Here is a 22128-nt window from a genome sequence, read left to right as displayed (position 1 = left end):
TTTGTTAAATTTATTAGCATTAAAAGTATGTGGACTGTATTCTGTCAAGGTTAGATATTAAAGCTGATAGTATGGTTTTTACCATTGTAAAAACGCTATAGTGGTATGTAAATTAGTATATATACTATATTCCCCAGTTGGTATTTTATATTTTTTAGTATCGTTTTTTATACTCGTTCAGTATTGCACTGTTTTATCAGTCTAAAAAAGTTTCTGAAATGAATGTAGAATTTAAGTTTAAATAAGGTGTGTTATGTGTGAGAGATCTCTAAATGTTATTATAGCTTTGTTAGCATTGCTTGCTTTATTGATAGTTGTATTATTGTGTGCTGTTATATATAAATGTCATGTTGACTGTCAAAATGAACGTCAGCGTAGTAGTGAAATAGAGGAAATGAAGCTTCTGTTGAGAGGGCAACCTCAAGCTATTTTAGAACCTGATGTAGATAGGGAAAAAATTGAAAAGCTATGTGAAGAAAAGTTTAAAAATCAGTTGAAAGAACAGCAGAAAGCTAATAGTGATTTACAAAGTAAGTTAAAGTCATTAGAAAAAACGAATAAACACCTAGCAGAAGTTGTGTCATCTTTGAAGAAACATGGTGTAATAATAAATAGAAAAAACACTGAATTGACAGAACAGTGTTCAATGCTGAGGAAGAATTGTGCACAACTTGGAGTGGTTTGTAGAAAGTTAGGGTATGATAACAAAGTCTTGATGCGAGATGCGCAAGTTGTTTTTAATGCTGGGTTCTATAGTTTTAAAGAAGCTGTTGATGGAATGTTACAAATATCTGCTGAGATTGAACTACTTCTATTGAAAAGAAATGAAAGAATAGATGCATTAACAGTAGGTGAGATAGAATATCATCTGTTAACACTGAGAACAATACTTATGGACCTTGAAAAACAGGAGAAAAAAAGTCAAAAACAACCAACACAGCAAGTTAAAGCAGCATCAGTATTACCTTGTAGTGATCAAGATAATAATAAAGCAGCTTAATCAAGATGTTAGTAAATTTTACTTTGGTAATCTTTGTGCATTAATTGTTACATGTGGTGATGTGGTCTGAATATGTAGTTATTGCAAAATATGCTATGAATGAGATGGCACGAAATATGTGATAAATGTATTTGTGATGTTGTCAGGCCTTCAATCTAAATCAATTAGAATCACCAAATTTTAGCATGCACAAGATGTCTATATCAAGTTATAGTAATGATGGTAGAGTAGCTTGAGTAAATAATATGTTTATAATACGTATCGATATAAGTAAAAGCTGCTTAGTTGTAGGTTATATACTCTTATTAAAGTTGGATAATATGTTTAATGTGTAGTTGAATTCTACATTTATTGGTAAACATGATAGTGTATAGGTAGTTGTGGAATATCACATCTGATTTTTTTAGTGTATTATATTTGTTAAAGTGTGTTAAATTAAATATTAGCTTCAGGTAAAGTGTATTATAAATAAAAATTATATTTTATAAGCAGATATGTCTGTAAAGTTTATAATATATAGTTCTTTAGAATTGCATATTTATTAACTGTAATTCAATTTTTATACTGTGTGTTTTTTATGGATGCAACAAGTCAAAGCGGTATAATGGTTATAAGTGTGGCGGTATTGGTTTAGTTATTTTTCTTATAACCATTGCTATTATGATTTTGTATTTTAGTGATGGTATAGGTAATCAAAGAGCAATACAAAGAAATGCTGGAAAAAAGAATAATGGAAAGGTAGAGGATAGTGAGAAAAGCTCTACTCTAATAGAAAGTGAAGGACAAGAAAATACTGAAGTAAAATGTAGAAGCACAACAACTAATTTGAAAGATATACAATCATCAAGTTGTAGTGGTGAACAAAAATTGTGAGTATATATTAGTATTCAAATGTTAATAATATGTCTAGGGTAAGTAAAGGAAGTTGTAAAGTTTTGTGTGTGAGTTTGTTTACATGTTTATTTGATAATCCTATGTAATGAATTAGGCAGAGTTTAGAATATTGATTGTTTTGTTAGTAAATTTTTGGTGCAACTTATATTGTGGTGCTATAGTAGTCTTTGTATTTCTGTAGTTTAGTGTGTAGTGTTTTGCTTAAATTGAGAGTATTTAACATAGAGGTAAATTAGCTAATGCGAAGCTTTGAGTTTGTTATAATACTATGAAATATAAGTGGAAAAGATGTATTGAAATCAAACTTATTGTTTTGTTTGTAGTATAATGGTATGTCTTACTTGCTATAATAGTATAATGTATTATGTTCAATTATTAGCAATAACAGTGGGATGTGTGATGGAAGAGTTTTACTTTGTTGCAATACTATGAATGTTAAAAGAAAGATGTGTTAAAGTTAAGAACCATTATGTCAAATCTAATATGTATGTTTATGATCAAATATTGATTAGAAATTGAAGTGGAACCTTTCTGTATATTAAATGTTAGCTTGTTATATTGTTAGTAGATATGAGTAAATTATATCTTTGTCAAACAGGATCACAATAAGTTTTTAGTGTGTAAAGATCGATTTGAATAAGTACTTTGTTACTTATGTAAGAATAATTTATTATTAATAATTATTTGTGCATTATTTATTGTGAAAAGTGTAATTCAATAGTATTGTCATTTTATAGTATATTAGAAGTTTTATGGAGAAAGCTTGAGTAGCTGTTGAATTTAATTGTACTATTTTATTCTTGAATTTTTTAGTAATTTGCTGTTGCATCTTTGTGAAATGTTGTATGTGTATGTTGTGTTTAACAATTTAGAATAAGTAGCGTAATGCTTATACAGTATTTGTAAAGTATCTTACTTATTGCCTTTGTTTAGATGTGGAAGACCGCAATTTGCAGTTAAAGTGATATTCTGTTTATAAGATATAAGCTTTTCAAGTTTTGATGGTATTTTAATTTTAATAATTAAGTTATATACTATTTAGTGTGTAAAAGGTTTCTATTGTAAATAAGTAATAGATATTCTGTTATTTTGATCATTTGTAAAAAAATTGTGTTTTAAGTTATATGGTATAAACATGAAAATTGAATACATACTTGCTATAGTTTTTGCAGTAGTGGTAGCGATTCTTTTAATAATTTCGTTATTGTATTGGTTATTAAAAAGTAGTAGAAGGTTAAAAGAGCAAGCAGGTGGACAAGAAATATTTAAGAGCATAGGTAGCGGAAGAATTCCAATAGTGCCAGAAAATAAAAATGTGGTAAATGCATTATTTAAAGTAAATGCAAGTCTTGCTGAGCATGTGTCTTGTCAATTTTCTGTAATGCAAATTCTATTAGATGCGATAAAATACATGATGTTAGAGAATGGTGAAGAAGAAGCACTGATATTAAAATTAAATGAAATTTGTATTGACATATTTTCTGCTTACTATGTAATAGATTTTAGATCACGGGTTAGTACTATTAGGATTAACGAGTACAATCTGTTAGCAAATGATCTAGTACGTTCTTATCAAGATATGTGTGATATTTGTGAAGATTTGTTGTCTCTGATAGAACAGCACAAAGTTACTGACTATAAACAGTGTTGTGCTCAATTAATGAAAAATATAGTGTTAGAGTGCAAAAACGAGTGCTTAATGCTAATGCTACAAGAGCAAAGCTATAATTGCAGTGTTTTACCTTCAATAGGACTTGAAGATTCATTTGTTAATGGTGTTGGATCGTGTCAGCAAGACATGTGTTAATGTATTAATCAAATCAAAATGATGTTGATATAAGTTAAGTAGTTGTAAATTTGAAAATCTAATTATATTGACTTTTGCATTTCCTCATCAGTGAAGGAGTGTTATCAGCATTAATTTTTATAGACTAATAAAATTTAAGAATATTAAGTAATTGATGCTTTTTAACTTTAATTATACTAGTTTACATTACTATGATGATTCCATTACATGACATATAAAATATAACAACACTAAAACTAATATTGTTATCTTACAATTAAAGACGCAATGTAAAAAATATTAACAACATAAATATTACTAATATGACATAACATCATGTAATACATAAGGAATCAACTGTTTTGAAATAGTATAAGAGCTTGTTGTTTGATATTGCAAACATATATTGTTTTAACAACACTTAAACAATGCTTTATTTTTCTTAAATGTTGAAGAATGATGTTGTTACGTGATAGAATAATTTAGAAACATAGAATTTATAATATTATTAGGCATTTTTGTGATGCTACTTATGTGTAATTTGAATGCTTAATATACTGTTATTTTGCAAAAGTATGTTAGATTTGATTATAGGAAGAAATTGTATAAGAAGTTGATTAATATTACTAGTAACTTTGTCTACTTTTACAGATCAAGTGCTCAATATAGCAAATATGATAATTTGTATTCAGAATTGTAAAGAGGAAGATTTCTTAGTTGTTTGTAAGAATTACAATAATATTAGCTAAGTTTCAAAAGATTGTTTCCTAAAATATGTAGTAGAAAGGATAGAAAATATGAAGATTGTTGTTTTACGTATCTGCACAGTCTATGATATTAGAATGTATTAGTGGTAAAGGCTTCTTCTAGTACAAATAGCAATCTATAACATATTAATGATGCTTCACAGTTAGTAGGTTTGGACAAGAACTAATTGATGAATGAAGTGTTCTAGTGTATAAGAAAATCAGATAGTTGTTTAAAATTTGGTTTTCCTCTTTATTGGTGGTGATAAATAAAATTAAGTCATATTTTTATATTCTGTAATTAACTATGAGGTAAGTGAGATAGTTTTACAGATTATTGGAAGATTTTATAACATTATGTTTTATATGTAGTTATTATTTGAATCAGGTATATATTTGTTTAATATTTCGCATATAAGTAACGTGTAATACTTATAATGTTTTAGATAAATCTTTTAATAATTACTTGAATAAGTATAATACACCTGTTAATAAAATATCAAGTTAATCTAAAATGTTACAATATTTAGATTGAGTAATATTAAACTTTCATTGTATTTATAATTTCAAACAGATTAGAGTTTATGTAGGTTAAAACTACTATCATTAAATATTATTTAGTGCAATTATCGTTATAATATTCAATTGAGAGCTGTTTATATTTTTAATAAAACATAATGCTAGTTTAAAAATGGAATGAATATGGGTACAAAAGAAATAATTGGTATAGTAATTGCATTTATTGTTATTTGTGCTCTTATATCTTGCTTAGTATACAAGTTAGTAAAGCAAAGTCAAGAAGAAAAAAAAATATTAAAACTCTTAAATAGCGAGAAACCGCTTGCTAGTTTTCCAGAAATGTTGCAACTTGCAAAGTTACTGAAATCTATCACTACATGCTCTGCTAATTTTGAATCGTTGTCTTATTGTTGTTGTAACATGTCTTGTGTGATATGTTATATTCATAAAAGTTGTGTTGTTGATAATAAAGCAAAAAAAACAATAAGAAGGCTTGAGAGAGAGGTTATTTTTTGTAGAAATGCACTTGTGTTAGTTGAAACTAGGATGTTAGAATGTCCATTGTCTGATAAAAAACTTTGTGAATTGTTAGTAGCAGTTAGCGAAAAATTAGAGTGTACATTAGACGAAATGATGAATATTTTTGTGAACACATGTGCTGCTCCAGGTCAAAAAGAAATATTTGCTGCTAATTGTGAAGGTCTTCTGAATGATCGCAAAACTCTGCAAAAAGTGAAAAAATATTGTGAATCAATAGTTAACGGTTCTGTAACACAAAGTAATAGTAAACTGGATGTTAATGGTTTAAGATGTGTAGGTAATAGTTCTGAGAGAAGTAAATAAGTTAATTTCAAAATTTACTTATTTATTCTATATTTTACTGTTGTATTAATACTGAAACAAAATATAATTCAGCCTGCTTAAAATGAATTATAAATAGTTATAGAAGAATCTAGATCATTAAGCAGTCACTTGATTCACTTTACTTGTATAATGTTACAAATAGTGTATAATTGTTCTTGAAAATAAAGGATAATCTATTTACTAAGCATTCCATAATAACTTGTTTTTGATACCATTGAATTAAATGAATTCAATGTTTGAAAAATTTGGGAAAAGTATATTATTACTGTTGTATAAAATATAAAGTACATATGATTTACTCAGTAACATTTTTGTTGTGTATTTCATTAAAAGATTATTGTGGCTTAGTGTAAATGATGCACTATCTTTTTCAGTGTTAGATAAAAATTATTATCTTTTTTAATATTTAATTATATATTGTTGAGTGTAAGCAAGTGTGTTGTTACAAGTTAAATTGTGGTCACATATTTATCATTAAATTTTAATTATTAGTAATAATTTAAGTCAATTGATGTTGGTTTTTTAATGCTTAAATTGTGTATAATTTAGTGTGATTATTGTGATAACAATAAATTGAAAATTGTTTAATATTTTTAACATGTTTCATACAAGTTTGATCAGTATGAATTTATAGAATGTGGTAACTATGTAGAACGAAACTAGTAAGAAAGTGAAGATTGCATGTTTAGTTATAGCTTTTGTTTTGTTGCTGCTAATGTTTTATTGTCTATATGAATATTTGCAGAAGAAAAGTGAAAAAAAGGAAAATCTATTACAACAGTTATCATATAACAATAAGCTTCATCTGAAAGATTTGGAAAAGCTTATTAAATTATTGGACAAACGCAAAACCCTATATGCTAATTATTTTAGTTATGTATCTATTTTTATTCAGGCTGCATGTCTATTGTGTGATGATCTTTTGGTTGCGTGTATGGATGGTCCTCCTATGCTCGAAATGTTAATAACAAAAACCTCTGATGATTTTGTGGCTGCTCATCATGATATTAAGTTGCTGGCAGTTAAGGCATTAAAGGAGAAAGGAATGGATGACCTAATGTTAGGTGTATGCTTACTTAAACATTACGGAGTATTAGAAATGCGCTTCGGCCAATTAATGTCTTGTGTTTGTACAGTACGCAGTAGATATACATGTCAAAAGCCTTTTTCTCAAGTGTGCAAACAAGCTGAATGTATGTTGACAAGTTTCTATAATATGTTAGAAGCTCTTAAAAGTGAAGTAAATGATAGAGCGAAAAAAAGAAGTATTCCTTCAGCAGATATTAAAATTGACGGTATTATCTTAGAAAAGTATGGAAAATATCAGCAACTGATAGAATAGATAAGTTGTTTACTTATCAAATTTATGTATTCTATTTTTACTATTATATTAGTTCTGATATAGAATGTTGTACAGTAGGTACTGCATCCTTGAAATAGATTGGATATGTAAAGTCTAGATCATTAAGTGGTTATTTAAAGAGCTGTTAGCTTGTTTGTACTGTATTACATATGATTTACGATTCTTACTTTAGATGTGGGGTATAAAGGATTTTGTATGGATTTCTAATGGGTTGTTATTCTTTAGTAATTTAAAGATGTATACTATATTTATTAAGTTCTGCAATTATTGTGATGATTTTATAGGTAATTAGCATGGCATTCTACTTAAAATGAATTATGAATCAGTATAGAAAAGTCAGAATAATTCAGTAGTGCTTTAATGCAATATTTCTATTATATATTTCCCTATATGTCTTGCTTTTGCTACTGTACTAATACTGTACATATCGTAGTTTAGAACTACATTCTGAGGTATATTAGAAAATCAATATAAAAAGCTTTAAATCTTAAATGTAGTTCTTTAAATAATATTGTTAATCTTATTTGCATTGTTTTACATGGGTGTATTACTTTAAGTATAAAGTATAGATAAATTATCAGTTTTGTTGTTAACTGAGTGATAGTTTATTATTGCATGAGAAGTTTAACAAATGAAGTAATTCATTATGTTAAGAGTTTTATAATTGTTGTTGTAATTCGTGTGTTATATAAATAGCAGAAAGTTTTTTATATGCTGATGATTGTGAAATTTATCACAAGTACTATATTACTTTGACTGTAGTTAAGAGGTATTTCAATGATTATATTTTTCACAGGTAAAAAAGATTATAGTTTTAAATAAATAGGTTAAGTAGTGTTTTGTTGATAGAGGTCAAATTCTATGAGTTTTTATTTGTGGAAAATGTTTTTTATACTTGTTATCATGACTTTGTATGAAATTTTTTCTGTTGATATTTACAGTAAACTTTTGTATAGTAATTAAATATAGTATTTCATTGTTACATTAAATATTAGTTTTTTGAATACAAAAATAGTAATCTTGGTGTTTAGTAGCTGGTTATGCATGTTAATGTGATACATGCAATTGTATCGTTATTAGTCTTTACTCTTGTTGTTTTTTGTTTATTATTATGTTGCTTATTACGGTACTTTTGTTCATTAAAACATAATGAGCATTTGTTAAAACAACAAAAGCAAGAATTTTATAAGAAACTGTCAGAAGCAGTAGGTGAAGAAGGTGATATAAAACTAGTTAGTACTAGGAGAAAAATATATGAACCCCTAAGACCTACAGGTAGAAGGTTAAGGGTTCCTAAAAAGCTATGTACTGGTAACACTGCTACTAAGTTTAAGTATCTGTTGAGAGTTAGTAGCACAAAATTTGATGACATTCCTTTTCTTAGATGTTTAATGTTGCGTGCATATTATGCAATGGTTTTTCATGACATGTTGGTAGCTATGCTGCTGTGGGGTCGTGGAATGTCTCTAGTTAATACAGAAAAAATTATTAGTCATATTGCACGTTTTTCTGCTTATTTTTATGACACACAGTGGCTTGCAGCTAGTATACTTGGTAATCCTAGTTTATTAGCTAATGAAAAAATTCTGCAATTTATCAAAATGGGTGAAAGTATATTAAAACAAGCAGTAGAAGGTTTGAAAGAGTTATTGATTAAAGCATATAGTGATGATGTAGAAACGCTTAAGTTTTATCAACGTAAAGTTGCACATTTTATGAAACACTGTGAGAGAGAAGAAAGAATTTCTTCATCCTTTGAAGGTGTTGAATATTCAGTAAAAGGCTTATATTTACTTCCTCGACGGTTATAAATAAATTTTATACTTATTGTTAATTTATATGTTATTGCTAGTAAAGTATATAATTCAACTATATTAAGTTTTGTAATGCATTAGAAAATTCTAATTGTAGAGCATACTAGTTGTTTAATTGGGATTACAAATGCATATGATTGCTCATTATATGAATGTACACCAAGTATAGTAGTGATGCAGTATTTGATTATCCAATTTGTAAAGTTGTTTATTGAATTAAAATTTATTCTATATGGGAATCAATGTAATGTTAGCAGAGTGTTAAATGTACTTATTAGCTGTATTGTAAAATAAATGTTGTATTTATATACATTGTGCAAAAACTAGTAGTTAGGTTAAAATTTATGCTACTGGAAATCAATACAATATTAAGTAGAGTGTTAGCTGATGTTAAATTATGGTGTTGATATGTATTGTGCAAAAGCTAGTAGTTAGGTTAAAATTATGCTATTGTGAATCAGTACAGTATTGAGCAGAATGTTAATTATTGGTTAATGATATTATTGGTAAATTACTGTAGAATTTTGTAAAAATTAGTTCTTATATTGGAATCATTCTAGAGAAAATAGTGGTACAGTATTGTTCAATAGTATTGGTGTAATGTACTTATTGAGTAGTATTATGAAAAATTATTATGTTTATGCGTTTGAGAAAGTGATATAGGGCTTTTACTTGAGCTAGATAAGTACTTACTTATTGTCTGATATTTTCAACAATGAAAATTGCTATTACCTACAATAGAGCAGTTAACAGTGTTCTGCTGATGATAATGTTAATCGTATAAGTTTTTATAGTAGCAGTAAATATTTTTATATGTATGGTGTTATAATATACATAATTTTAATACTTAGATTATATACTATTTATTGTACAAGGTAGTGACTATTACAGTAGTAAAGTTGTAATAATATTTCATATCTTAATCATTTTAATCTTAATATAGGAACGATAATGCTTGGTGATGAAATAGCTGCGATAGTTATAGGGGTACTTTTAATTATTGTCAGTGCTATTTTGTTGTATCGTTTAATATGTTGGATGTTAACACCAGAATTGCATGTAAAAAAAGGTATACCGAGTCATATTGACGTACAACAGACAAAATTCGATTCTGAAGAAACAAAACCACAAACTGTAACATTACCTAAAGTGCGCACTGCTGGATATTTGCAGTTTATGCTTGAAGCTCACGATTGTTGTTTCAATATTGTGCTAGATATGATGAAGCAATCTGCAAATAATAAAATGTTAGTAGGTGATAATTTAACGTTTTTAATGGATAAAATTTGTAACTCTAGTAGTAAGTTGAAAGAATTGCAAAATTTGTCAATAGGTTCTGAAGCAGCACTTGAACAATACTTGCCTACTATATATCAATGTTGCTTAGCATTAGTTAAGTATGGATCATTAATACAATCGCAAATTAAAAAAGTATCTAGAAAAACGTGTAATACAGAACAACTGATTCCGTACCAGTTGACTGTTAGTGTTCTAATGCATGAATGTAATATGTTACTTAGAGAGATAAAGCAAGAAATGGTTAACGCTACTGAAAGTGATAGACTTCCTGTATCAATACTTGAATCTTCAACAGCAAACAGTCATAGTACCAGTACTGGTTTGAATCAATAAATTAATTATTTATTTATTTATTATAGATTTACTATATTGTGTATTTAAGTTATTCAATTTATAAGACACTAAGTGTTTTGATGTCAAGTGCTTTTAAATTGAATGTTTTAAGTATATTATGGATAGTTAAAAGCTTGTACTTTGTGTTTTGTTAAGAGAAATCCCTGTTCTAAATTCATATGATAAAAGCATGTATATTTTGTAAAAAAACTAGGTGTTGTAATGTAAAATACAGCTAAGTTTATAGTATATTCTAAATTATTAACTTAGGATATAGACGTTAACCTAATGAGTAACATGCGTACTTTATTATATGTATTATATAAAATTGCTTACTTATGAAATTCAAATTAATTTAATAATAGATAATCTTAATTTTCGTATTAGTATTCCTGTTAAAAAATTTTATATTTTAAATTAATCATAGAATATCTTGCATATTGTTTTTTCTTCTATTTAGAAATCCTGGTTTTAATATTTTAATAAAATATGTTATATATGGTATAATTTATGTTGCATTCATAATAAATGTAATGTATATGCTAATTATAGCATAAAAGAGTTTATAAGTTATGAAATCAGAGATATATGTATCAATACTGATATTACTTTTGTTATTCATCCTTTGTGTAGTAGTCTTTTATATCCTAAAATATTGTTATAACATTCAGAATATTGCTTTAGTAGAAGATCAAAAACAACAAAGTTTAGATTTCTGTGCTGAGGAAGATCAAAATGCTGCTTCTGAACACGCGAATGTGGAAGGAAGTAGTGATTATAGATCTGAAGTTGAGAAGTTAAAAAGTTATTCTGAAGATTTTGATGTGTATGAATATAGTTATCAAGTAGATCAGAGAAAATGTAGCTCTGATGTTGCAAATGAAACTTATAATTTTGCAGCTATAGCAAGAGTTGCTGATGATGTCATTAGCAGTAGTATAGAGTCTTCCGATGGAGATTTTAGTATAAGTGGATGTGTAAATACGATAGATCAAAGCAAATCTAGATCTGTGCCTAAAACTTATAACTCTGCAGTTATGGCAAGAGTTGCTGATGATGTCATTAGTAGTAGTATAGAGTCTTCCGATGGAGATTTTAGTATAAGTGGATGTGTAAATACGATAGATCAAAGAAAATCTAGATCTGTGCCTAAAACTTATAACTCTGCAGTTATGGCAAGAGTTGCTGATGATGTCATTAGCAGTAGTATAGAGTCTTCCGATGGAGATTTTAGTATAAGTGGATGTGTAAATACGATAGATCAAAGAAAATCTAGATCTGTGCCTAAAACTTATAACTCTGCAGTTATGGCAAGAGTTGCTGATGATGTCATTAGCAGTAGTATAGAGTCTTCCGATGGAGATTTTAGTATAAGTAGATGTGTTAATACGATAGATCAAAGCAAATCTAGATCTGTGCCTAAAACTTATAACTCTACAGTTATGGCAAGAGTTGCTGATGATGTCATTAGCAGTAGTATAGAGTCTTCCGATGGAGATTTTAGTATAAGTGGATGTGTAAATACGATAGATCAAAGCAAATCTAGATCTGTGCCTAAAACTTATAACTCTGCAGTTATGGCAAGAGTTGCTGATGATGTCATTAGTAGTAGTATAGAGTCTTCCGATGGAGATTTTAGTATAAGTGGATGTGTAAATACGATAGATCAAAGAAAATCTAGATCTGTGCCTAAAACTTATAACTCTGCAGTTATGGCAAGAGTTGCTGATGATGTCATTAGCAGTAGTATAGAGTCTTCCGATGGAGATTTTAGTATAAGTGGATGTGTAAATACGATAGATCAAAGAAAATCTAGATCTGTGCCTAAAACTTATAACTCTGCAGTTATGGCAAGAGTTGCTGATGATGTCATTAGCAGTAGTATAGAGTCTTCCGATGGAGATTTTAGTATAAGTAGATGTGTTAATACGATAGATCAAAGCAAATCTAGATCTGTGCCTAAAACTTATAACTCTACAGTTATGGCAAGAGTTGCTGATGATGTCATTAGCAGTAGTATAGAGTCTTCCGATGGAGATTTTAGTATAAGTGGATGTGTAAATACGATAGATCAAAGCAAATCTAGATCTGTGCCTAAAACTTATAACTCTGCAGTTATGGCAAGAGTTGCTGATGATGTCATTAGTAGTAGTATAGAGTCTTCCGATGGAGATTTTAGTATAAGTGGATGTGTAAATACGATAGATCAAAGAAAATCTAGATCTGTGCCTAAAACTTATAACTCTGCAGTTATGGCAAGAGTTGCTGATGATGTCATTAGCAGTAGTATAGAGTCTTCCGATGGAGATTTTAGTATAAGTGGATGTGTAAATACGATAGATCAAAGAAAATCTAGATCTGTGCCTAAAACTTATAACTCTGTAGCTATAGCAAATGTTGCTAAGGATGTAGTTAGTTGTAGTAGCATGGGGTCTTCTAGTGTAGGTTTTAGTATAAGTGAATGTGATGGTCTGATAGGTCCTAAAGGATATATATCTGATATTGTGTTTGAAACTTATAATCCTGCAGCTAGAATAAATATTGCTAAAGACATGATTGCGTATAGCAGTCTGGAGTCATATGGTGAGTATTTTTGGAGTTTTGAAGTTTCAGAGTGTAATACTCTAATTCAACCTTATTGTTCTGAAATGATGATAGGGAGTTTTGGGAATTCTAAAGAGTTTTACAATATTACATTTCTTGATGACTGTGTTGCATCTGATATTCCAGAAAATGATACTGCAATTGAATATCAGGAGGTACATGGGTTTGATTATTGTGATAAAGTTGATAATTCTTGTAGGAACCTTATAAGATCACAGACTTATGATTCTGATCTTAGTGTAGCCAGTGTTAATAATATAAGACTGAGTAATGGTAATGATGTAGATTTTGCAGCAGTGAGATCTGATTATTTTACATCTTATGGATTTAATCGTAGGTTATCATTTCATTATGGTAGTAAATTTGCACGTGATAATTTTAGTTTTGCAAATTTTATGATGTATCCTACTATTAATAGTATGGCAGTATATGTAAAGTTTGAGGGCATACCAATTTTCCATTTACATCATTCAGTGATAAGTTTTTTTGAAGGAACTAGAGGATTGGGTAGTCCTGGTTATTACGATGTAAATGGTTATTCTTATACTGTGATGCTACAGAATGTCAGTTTATGCTTCAAAACTTTTAGAAAATTACAAAAGAGTAGAATTTTTATTGTTAATCAAGGAGATTTAATAAATATGAAAGATCATATTTCTAATATTTTACAGAGTAATGTTAAGCCTGTAGTTTCTGAATCTCAGGAAATTGTGTGTACAGCTGTAAGAGCTGAGGATAATTCAAGAAGCTCACAAAGTGTTGTACGAGAACCAGGTGTGGAGTTAAAAGATATAACTGATTCTGAAGCTAAAGTACCATTTAATGATCAAGAAATTGGTAGTGCTAATAAAAGCAGTGTTCATGTAACAACAGATCCAGCTTTGGATCAGATTTTAGCGGATGCACTGCATTATCTAAAAGAATTTGCAAGTAGTGATGCAAGTGTACGACGTGTTATTGAACAAGATGATGCATCTTGTAGTACAATTCCTGCGGTGACGCAATTTGAGGAATCTAGTGAAATTTCTGAAGAAGTGGATATTTCAAGTAAACCAGGAAATGATAATTTGTGTGATAGCAGGTTGTTGAATGATAGAACATCCTCTCAAGGTCAAGAGACAATGCATCATATGAAAAATTCAATAATTGTTCAGGCAGAAGTGCATGGTGGTGCTATCCCTAAAAGGTATAGAAGTAATGTTCCAGTAGAGTGTGGGGAGTCACTAGGTAGAAAAAAATTAGTAGAGAGAATGCCTGTGTATAAATGGGATGATATAGAGGTAATTTCTCAAACACCTGATTGTGGTGTTAGCAAAAAATCAGTTGCTGGTGATAGATCTGATTTATTTGCACGTGGAGGATTTAGGACAAGTGGTATACCTGTTAGTAGACGTATTGCTTCAGTAATGAAATTAGTAAAATCTAGTGATGGAAAGAAAAAGCAGGTAGTTCATCAAAATAACCCTGTAGAAAAAAGTAGAGGTGATGCTACCGGTCTGTCTGGTGCTAAATCTAGTGAAGTTAAAATAACAGAGCAGGTGAAAGATCATGACAATGGTCACAATTCACAACAAACAATACATCAAGATGTAAGAAAGTCTATACTAAAAAAATCTGAGATTCCAGTAAAAGCTGAAAGATCAAATAGTGTAAGTGTAGCAAAGCATTCTGTAGAAAATATTCCTGATGTTGCAACAGCTAGGCATGATAGAAAAGACGTCCGTAATAAATCTTTAGCGAGAAGTGCATCTACTATGCACAAGGGAAGTTCTAGATTTAGTTTATTGGATGTGGTTAATCCGGAAGGTCATACAACTGCAGGTAAAAAAGTTGAATCTGTTAAGGTTAATCCAAATGTTAGGAGAAGTAAAAGTAATGTTGCAGATCTTAGGTCTCAAGGGAGTAATACTACAGATTTTGTTCCATCAACAATCAATTTAGGTGAAATTGCTATTTTATGTGATGATGGCGTCAGTAGAACTTTGATTGATATATTAGGTGAAAAATTTTCTATAATGCGTAAATTATTGTTGCGATTAAGAAATAAAGGTGATGCTGACATTCAGTTTAAAGAGTTACTGTATATTGCTGATTCACGCATTATGTATGTAAATAATCTTATGCGAAATAGTATTGATAAGTGGTGTATGACACAGAAAACTATGTTGTGGGATAAATATGGCAAAAGGATAATAAGTGAGTGTATGGAAGATATGAGAAACATTTTTGCAAAAGTTGACATGCAGCAAGATGAAGTGTGTGTTAATTCTTCGAAATCAATTAAAGATATACGTGATTTTATAGAAGCTACTGTCAAGTGGAAAATTGATTTTATAGTAAAAAATGCAATATCTGAAGTATATATTATGGTTTTTAATGAAGCAGCGTCCACTATATATAATAAAGTGTGTACTGCACATAGGGCAATGATTAAAGGTGCAAATAAGTATTTACAAAAGAGTGAAGAGGGTAAAGTAGTAAGCAGTTGTCTGTTATTTCATAAAGATACTATACGAGGGAATGTGTTAGTTCATATAGAAGTATTAAAGACATTTTTTGCAAAGCAATTACAGTTAAAGTCTAAGGAAATGGTAAAAGGACACTTGAAGAAATGTGAAGTAAACTTTGTATTTGATTCTGTTAAAGATGATTGTCTAAGGTTAGTACATGCTAAATATCGTTTTCCAGTGAGAGATAGATTTGTTGGAGATATGCGTTGCATGTTAAGTAGTGGAACAAGTGTTAATGAGTTTGCTTCAAGTCAATTGAGGTAGTGGTTATTAATTTTGTAAGTACTTCTAAGCTTATAAAAAGCGTCAAATTTTAAAAAATAACATTTACTTAATTATTTTTAGTTGAATAAAGAAAAATTTTTTACAAATTTGATGCTTTTATGTTAAGATTGACTAATTTATTAAATAAAATATTTTTTAAATTTAATAATACTTGATATTTAGGATGTTTTTTTAATATGATAATTAATTAGTTTCTTAAGAAAGATACTATTATGTTAATAAATTAGTTTTTTGTGTTTGCATGGTATACTTATGAAAGATTGTTATAAAATAGCACTGTTAGTTACAACTATATTAGTGTTAATATTTTTAATATTACTCATGGCATCGATATTCTTAATTATGATATATAAACATAATAAGAAAGTAATGCAAACTATACAACATCCAACAATAGATAGTACAGATTTAAGAGTGGAAGAAGCTAGTGATGATGAAGAGTATGATCCTATGGATCGAGATTTACTTTATTGTGATGAAGAAGGTGAAAATGTTAGAGGTGTTCTAGATGCTCAGACTACTACTGATGAAGGATCTAATGATGTACCACCAAGTACGCATGTTAATCAAGAAACAAGTCATACAGCTAGAGTGGAGCAAATAGATAAAGCAACACAAACTCAAGAAACTTTAAATGCGCAAGAGGAAGTACAAGTAAATAAACATACTAATGATGTTGGAAATGATACAAATGAAAGTCTTGCACCAATTGTTAATATATCTAGAGAAGGCTTAGCAGGTTATAGTCGCTTATTAGAAGAAGTAGTGGATGATAAGCTTAACTTGACTACTCAGAACCCTACTTTTGCTGGTGTGGGATCTAGTCTGTCAAATACACATGATGTTACACAAAAAGCTTATATAACTGAAAGAGAGACTGAAAGAGAGAAAGTAGAAACAGAGGTAAAAGTTCAAGAGACTTTGAGTGTGAAAAAAACAGAATATCAAGGTGCAAGTAGTAAATTTTTTAATGATATTGGAAGTAATGTAAGTAAAGATTTACCTCCGTTTGTTAATACAACATTTTGTAGAGAAGCTTTAAATGGTGAATTATCAGATATAGAAATGGATGATGATAGTGATTCATGTTTATTGTATTCTGGAATGAAGAAAAAAGTTCCATATTTTAATGCTGACTTTTATGCTGGTAATGGATATGAAAACGCTTCAGGTGCATATTATTCTTATCATGTTAGCCCAGATTCTTTGAGTACTACAGCTTCTGCGAGAGGAAAATATGATGGTGTTTTTGCTCAAGCTATTGAAGAGGGTTTAGAAAGAATCAGTAGTGGATTACAAAACAAAAGTATAGGTGCAGCTCAAGGTGATAGTATTAAAGATTGTGCAGGTGATGATATTAGTCCAGTTGTTAGGATTGCTGGTAATGAATGTTTAGTGGGTAATGATGATTTGGTAAAAGAAACAACAGATGATGACGATAATTCAAAGTTGGTTTCTCTTAATGCTCCTGCTGCAGATAGTAACCGTAGTGGTATTTCTGTTTTATCTGATGTTAACCCAGTGGCTAATTATACAGCTGAAGTAGGAAAGGAATATGTAGCAAAAAATGGAGAAACTAATGTATCTCAAAGTGGGGGTGTAATCTTTCCTAATGTTAAAGAACATGTAAGTTTTAACTCTGAGCAGTCTGGTAATGGTAAAAAGCGTGTAAGTTTTTCCTTACATCCAACTATTTTTTATTACAGTACGGTGTTTGATGAAGTATCAAGAGGTAATGATGGTGTATCTGAGGAAAGTAGAGAAAAATATGCAGTAAAGTATGAACAAGAAGATAGTACAACATTTAGTCTTTCTACTAGTCAAGAACATTTGAAAGATGAAACAAGTATTGCTACTGGTCAGGATATTGTTGATTGTGATAAGACTACTGAAAATTATTTTGTTAGTTTGCCTAATGACGTTAGTACAGTACAGGGTGCTGCAAATGATAGTGAAACAAATATTCATAAACAGACAACGCTGATTGATGTTGTGGAGCGTAAATCATTACATTTGTGTGATACAGTTTCTCTGGGTAGTGGAAGTTCTAAAACTATGGTAGTTGATAGTACTGCTACTGCAAGTGCTTGTGGTTTAGTAGAAAAGTCTTCTATTGAAAATGCAACAGCAACTTCTACTTCAGCTGTTAGCACGCCTGAGATGCGGCAAGAACTGCGTACTAGTGTTGTAGAAAGTAGTAATGTAAGTCAGAAATTTGTAGAGCCTGTAGCTTTTGATTCAGGGAAGGAGTCTTCTAGTAGTGCTGTACCAGCAGAATTTTCTTCTGAAAGTATTGGCACGGCTACAGTAAAAGGTGAGCTACCTAATGAAGCTGTTGATCAGTCAATGAGTACTAGTTTAAATCAGGCATTAGTGCCGTATGCTGTTGGTGCTGTGGTTGATACAGCAGGAAATTCTTTTGATACTAATATGTTTAGGATAAATGAACAGTTATCTGATGTTTTGCCAAGTGAGAAAACTACACTTGTAATTACATATGGTGTTGATGGTGGATCAAAAAATACTTTTGTATGTCAAGTTAATCATAATTCTATTACTTCTAGGTTTAATCTTTCTGTTAATGAAATTGGTATGCTTAATTCACGTAATACAGATTCTGGTGTAGATTTTGTGGAAAGATTTTTACAGCCAAGGTTTCCATATGGTTTACAACAAAGATTTTCTTTAGATCAGCTTAGTATGCTTTATCCGCGTCATGCAAACCCTGATATAATAGGTTCTAGAGCAGGATTTTTACAACCAGTCCCATATAGATTACAACAAAGATTTTCTTTTGATCAGCTTACTATGCTTTATCCGCGTCATGCAAACCCTGATATAATAGGTTCTAGAGCAGGATTTTTACAACCAGTCCCATATGGATTACAACAAAGATTTTCTTTTGATCAGCTTAGTATGCTTTATCCGTGTCATACAAACCCTGGTATGATAGGGTTTAGGGCAAGATTTTTACAACGAGGGTTATCACAACAATTACATGAATTACAGAAAACGGCTGTACAAGTATGTAATTTTGATGAAAGTATTACAACTTCAGTAAAACCTGTTGCTGCAGTTAATAGTATATCTGAAATGCAGAGAGAACTACCTATTGTTACTGATAGTCATTTAGCAAGTAGTAGTCTAAGTCAAGAGTTCATGGAATCTGAGACTACAGTTTGCTCAAAAGAAGGTTTTCAGGATCGATCAGCAAAACCTATTGCTACAATTAATAGTGTATCTGAAATGCAGAGAGAACTACCTATTGTTACTGATAGTCATTTAGCAAGTAGTAGTCTAAGTCAAGAGTTCATGGAATCTGAGACTGCAGTTTGCTCAAAAGAAGGTTTTCAGGATCGATCAGCAAAACCTATTGCTGCAATTAATAGTGTATCTGAAATGCATAGAGAACTACCTATTGTTACTGATAGTCATTTAGCAAGTAGTAGTCTAAGTCAAGAGTTCATGGAATCTGAGACTACAGTTTGCTCAAAAGAAGGTTTTCAGGATCGATCAGCAAAACCTATTGCTGCAATTAATAGTGCATATGAAATGCAGAGTAAGCTGCCTATTATGACTGGTAATCATTTAGCGAGTAGTAATGGTAGACAGGAATTAATACTGTCTGTTGCTGCATTTGATTTAGCAAAAGAATCTTCTAGTGGATATACTGAAGAAAATCCTGCTGCAATTGTTAGTACGTCTGAAATCCGAGAATCTACTGAGACTATTCATACAGCAGGTAGTATGAGACAAGGATTAGTGTTGTCTACTACAGGTGATTTAGCAAAAGAATTTTCTAGTGGATATACTGAAGAAAATCCTGCTGCAATTGTTAGTACATCTGAAATCCGAGAATCTACTGAGACTATTCATACAGCAGGTAGTATGAGACAAGGATTAGTGTTGTCTACTACAGGTGATTTAGGAAAAGAATCTTCTAGTGGATATACTGAAGAAAATCCTGCTGCAATTGTTAGTACATCTGAAATCCAGGAATCTACTGAGACTATTCATACAGCAGGTAGTATGAGACAAGGATTAGTGTTATCTACTACAGGTGATTTAGCAAAAGAATCTTCTAGTGAATATACTGAAGAAAATCCTGCTGCAATTGTTAGTACATCTGAAATCCAGGAATCTACTGAGACTATTCATACAGCAGGTAGTATGAGACAAGGATTAGTGTTATCTACTACAGAATTTGGTATAGCAAAAGTACCTGATAGTATTGATACATCTAAAAACAATGGACGACTATCTAGTGTTTTACAAGATGATGATAATAATATATTTGGTACTGTGTCTTTTGTTACTAATGAAATAAAAAGTGTTTGTGTGAATAAAGTTAAGAGTAACATTAGTTTTATTTCTAATGGGTTTGATATAGCTGTTCGTAAGGGTAAAATGGAGTTTAAAATGCTTTATCCTCATGCTGCAAATCCTAATATAGGTGATAGAGCAAAATTTTTACAACCAAGATTATCGATTGAGCTACAACAGCAATTGTCTAAATTGCAAAAAACAGCTGTACAAGCATATGCTGTTGATCAAGGTATTGAAAACTTATTATCAACATCTACTGTTGAGAGTATTGACACGACTGAAATGAATGGTCAGTTGTTTGATGAACCTATTTATCATTTAGTAGATAGTGATGTTAACCAGAAATTAATAAAGCCTACTTCTCCAGCTGTATTTGATTTAGAAGAAGAGTCTTTTATGGAAAATGCATCAGCAAAACCTACTACTGCAATTATTGATATGCATGAAATTCAGAAAAAGCTGCCTACTGGAACTGATCATCATTTAGCAAGTAGTAGTGTTAGTAAAGAATTAATGGGGTCTACTATTTCTGGTGTATTTAATTCAGCAGAGATTTCTAATGGTCAAACATGTGAAGCTGTATTAACTGAACCTGTAGTAGAACGTGTTACTAATACTACAAAGGATGATATGCAATATGATGATTTGCCTCTTATTGATAATAGATATGAATTAGTAGTCTATAATTTAATTGAAGAGAGAAAAGCGAAAGGTAATGTAACAGTAAAGTCAAGCAGCATGATAATAGAACAGGAAATATTGCTTGTTGATTGTTATGATATCATTAGATTAAGCATGAAAGATTTGAAAATGGATTTTGTAGATATTAGTTCTGTTGAGTTAGAAGATGTGAGTTTGTTATTCTTAGAACGTGGGCAATTAGTTACTAAAAAATTGTTGTTGTCAATTATTAAAAATATATCTCCAATTTTTGTAAGGGTATTTTCTGGTGGCGATGTGTCGGATAATGAGTGGAAGTTATTAGAAATGTTACTCAATGACAGAAGGATTTGTGAGAATTTTTATGTAAAGAGAATACTTTGTTATTATGCTGTTATTATTGAATATGCAGGTGTGTTGAATAAAGAATATAGTAAACTGTTAGATCGGAAGTTGAAAATTGGTGGAAAAATTGAAAGAAAAAGAGCAGAAATTGATAGAGCAATTGTTAATGATGGGAAACCGCATGGTAAGTTTAGTTTATCCAAGTTTAAGCCTAGTGTGGCAACTTTAAAAAAAGAGTTAAGTGAGCTTAATTCAAATTTTGGTAGTAATGCAATATTGTTGAGTGAGTGTGAAGAGAAGATCAAGCAACTTAAAAATGAGAGGGTGGCATTTGTAAACAATGATTCTGATTATATGAATAGTCTTGTATCATGTATTATTGGTGATTTTGATATTTATGACGATAGAGCTAATAATGTTGTAAAAAATTGTTATACTATAGGTAATTTTATATCAAAAGATATTGGTGAAGATTTAGAAATGTTAGTGTTAGTATTAAAGTGTTCAGTAGTAGATTCTAGTGGTTTTGTAAAAAATATAATATTAAGAATGAAACAAATAAATTCTAAAAAAGCTGCTCTGTTAAATACAGAACAGACAAGAGGTATGTTATTAGGTGTTGCTACTACAAACGGGTATGAGGTTGTATCTGCTTGTGGTAGTGTGCGTTCAGTATAGTTAACATAATAGTTAATATAATTATAAATTTTCTTTATAAAGGAAAGAATATATTGTAAATGATATATTGTTTATAAAAAATTTTTAATATATATTAAATAG

General features: G+C 29.9%; 9 protein-coding genes. All 9 read left to right on the top strand.

The window, feature by feature from the left end; translation table 11 throughout:
- Positions 1-253 precede the first annotated feature (253 nt).
- The 9 genes from ECAJ_RS03705 (at position 254) to ECAJ_RS03665 (ending at position 22026) form a co-directional block, all read left to right on the top strand.
- Positions 254-1000: a hypothetical protein gene (locus ECAJ_RS03705; RefSeq protein WP_011304832.1), complete on the top strand. Its 747-nt coding sequence runs from the start codon at positions 254-256 to the stop codon at positions 998-1000.
- Positions 1001-1660: 660 nt separating this feature from the next.
- Positions 1661-1873 carry a hypothetical protein gene (locus tag ECAJ_RS03700; RefSeq protein WP_011304831.1) on the top strand — a complete coding sequence of 71 codons (213 nt, stop codon included), beginning with the start codon at positions 1661-1663 and terminating at the stop codon, positions 1871-1873.
- Between the two features lie 1156 nt (positions 1874-3029).
- Positions 3030-3701, top strand: coding sequence for a hypothetical protein (locus ECAJ_RS03695; protein WP_011304830.1), 672 nt, complete (start codon positions 3030-3032; stop codon positions 3699-3701).
- A 1427-nt stretch (positions 3702-5128) separates the two neighbouring features.
- The gene (locus ECAJ_RS03690) at positions 5129-5788 is read left to right on the top strand and encodes a hypothetical protein (RefSeq protein WP_044262023.1); all 660 of its coding nucleotides are present in this window, start codon (positions 5129-5131) and stop codon (positions 5786-5788) included.
- Between the two features lie 736 nt (positions 5789-6524).
- A complete protein-coding gene (locus ECAJ_RS03685) occupies positions 6525-7151 on the top strand; it encodes a hypothetical protein (RefSeq protein ID WP_011304828.1) in 627 nt (208 codons plus the stop codon).
- Between the two features lie 1061 nt (positions 7152-8212).
- On the top strand, positions 8213-8983 hold the full coding sequence (locus tag ECAJ_RS03680; RefSeq protein WP_011304827.1) for a hypothetical protein: 771 nt from the start codon (positions 8213-8215) through the stop codon (positions 8981-8983).
- A 954-nt stretch (positions 8984-9937) separates the two neighbouring features.
- Positions 9938-10618: a hypothetical protein gene (locus tag ECAJ_RS03675; protein WP_011304826.1), complete on the top strand. Its 681-nt coding sequence runs from the start codon at positions 9938-9940 to the stop codon at positions 10616-10618.
- A gap of 572 nt (positions 10619-11190) precedes the next feature.
- Positions 11191-15996, top strand: a complete 4806-nt coding sequence (locus tag ECAJ_RS03670) for a hypothetical protein (protein WP_011304825.1) — start codon at positions 11191-11193, stop codon at positions 15994-15996.
- Positions 15997-16269: 273 nt separating this feature from the next.
- The gene (locus ECAJ_RS03665) at positions 16270-22026 is read left to right on the top strand and encodes a hypothetical protein (RefSeq protein ID WP_011304824.1); all 5757 of its coding nucleotides are present in this window, start codon (positions 16270-16272) and stop codon (positions 22024-22026) included.
- The last annotated feature ends 102 nt before the right edge of the window (positions 22027-22128 follow it).

Origin of the sequence: Ehrlichia canis str. Jake, assembly GCF_000012565.1 — a bacterium.
In the GTDB taxonomy this organism is placed as follows: Bacteria; Pseudomonadota; Alphaproteobacteria; order Rickettsiales; family Anaplasmataceae; genus Ehrlichia; species Ehrlichia canis.
This window is presented reverse-complemented; position numbering and strand designations above follow the sequence as displayed.

What these genes read in the sequence shown, in the direction of transcription:
- ECAJ_RS03705 (WP_011304832.1), top strand. Translation starts at nt 254, where the DNA reads ATGTGTGAGAGATCTCTAAATGTTATTATAGCTTTGTTAGCATTGCTT.
- ECAJ_RS03700 (WP_011304831.1), top strand. Translation starts at nt 1,661, where the DNA reads ATGATTTTGTATTTTAGTGATGGTATAGGTAATCAAAGAGCAATACAA.
- ECAJ_RS03695 (WP_011304830.1), top strand. Translation starts at nt 3,030, where the DNA reads ATGAAAATTGAATACATACTTGCTATAGTTTTTGCAGTAGTGGTAGCG.
- ECAJ_RS03690 (WP_044262023.1), top strand. Translation starts at nt 5,129, where the DNA reads ATGGGTACAAAAGAAATAATTGGTATAGTAATTGCATTTATTGTTATT.
- ECAJ_RS03685 (WP_011304828.1), top strand. Translation starts at nt 6,525, where the DNA reads ATGTTTTATTGTCTATATGAATATTTGCAGAAGAAAAGTGAAAAAAAG.
- ECAJ_RS03680 (WP_011304827.1), top strand. Translation starts at nt 8,213, where the DNA reads ATGCATGTTAATGTGATACATGCAATTGTATCGTTATTAGTCTTTACT.
- ECAJ_RS03675 (WP_011304826.1), top strand. Translation starts at nt 9,938, where the DNA reads ATGCTTGGTGATGAAATAGCTGCGATAGTTATAGGGGTACTTTTAATT.
- ECAJ_RS03670 (WP_011304825.1), top strand. Translation starts at nt 11,191, where the DNA reads ATGAAATCAGAGATATATGTATCAATACTGATATTACTTTTGTTATTC.
- ECAJ_RS03665 (WP_011304824.1), top strand. Translation starts at nt 16,270, where the DNA reads ATGAAAGATTGTTATAAAATAGCACTGTTAGTTACAACTATATTAGTG.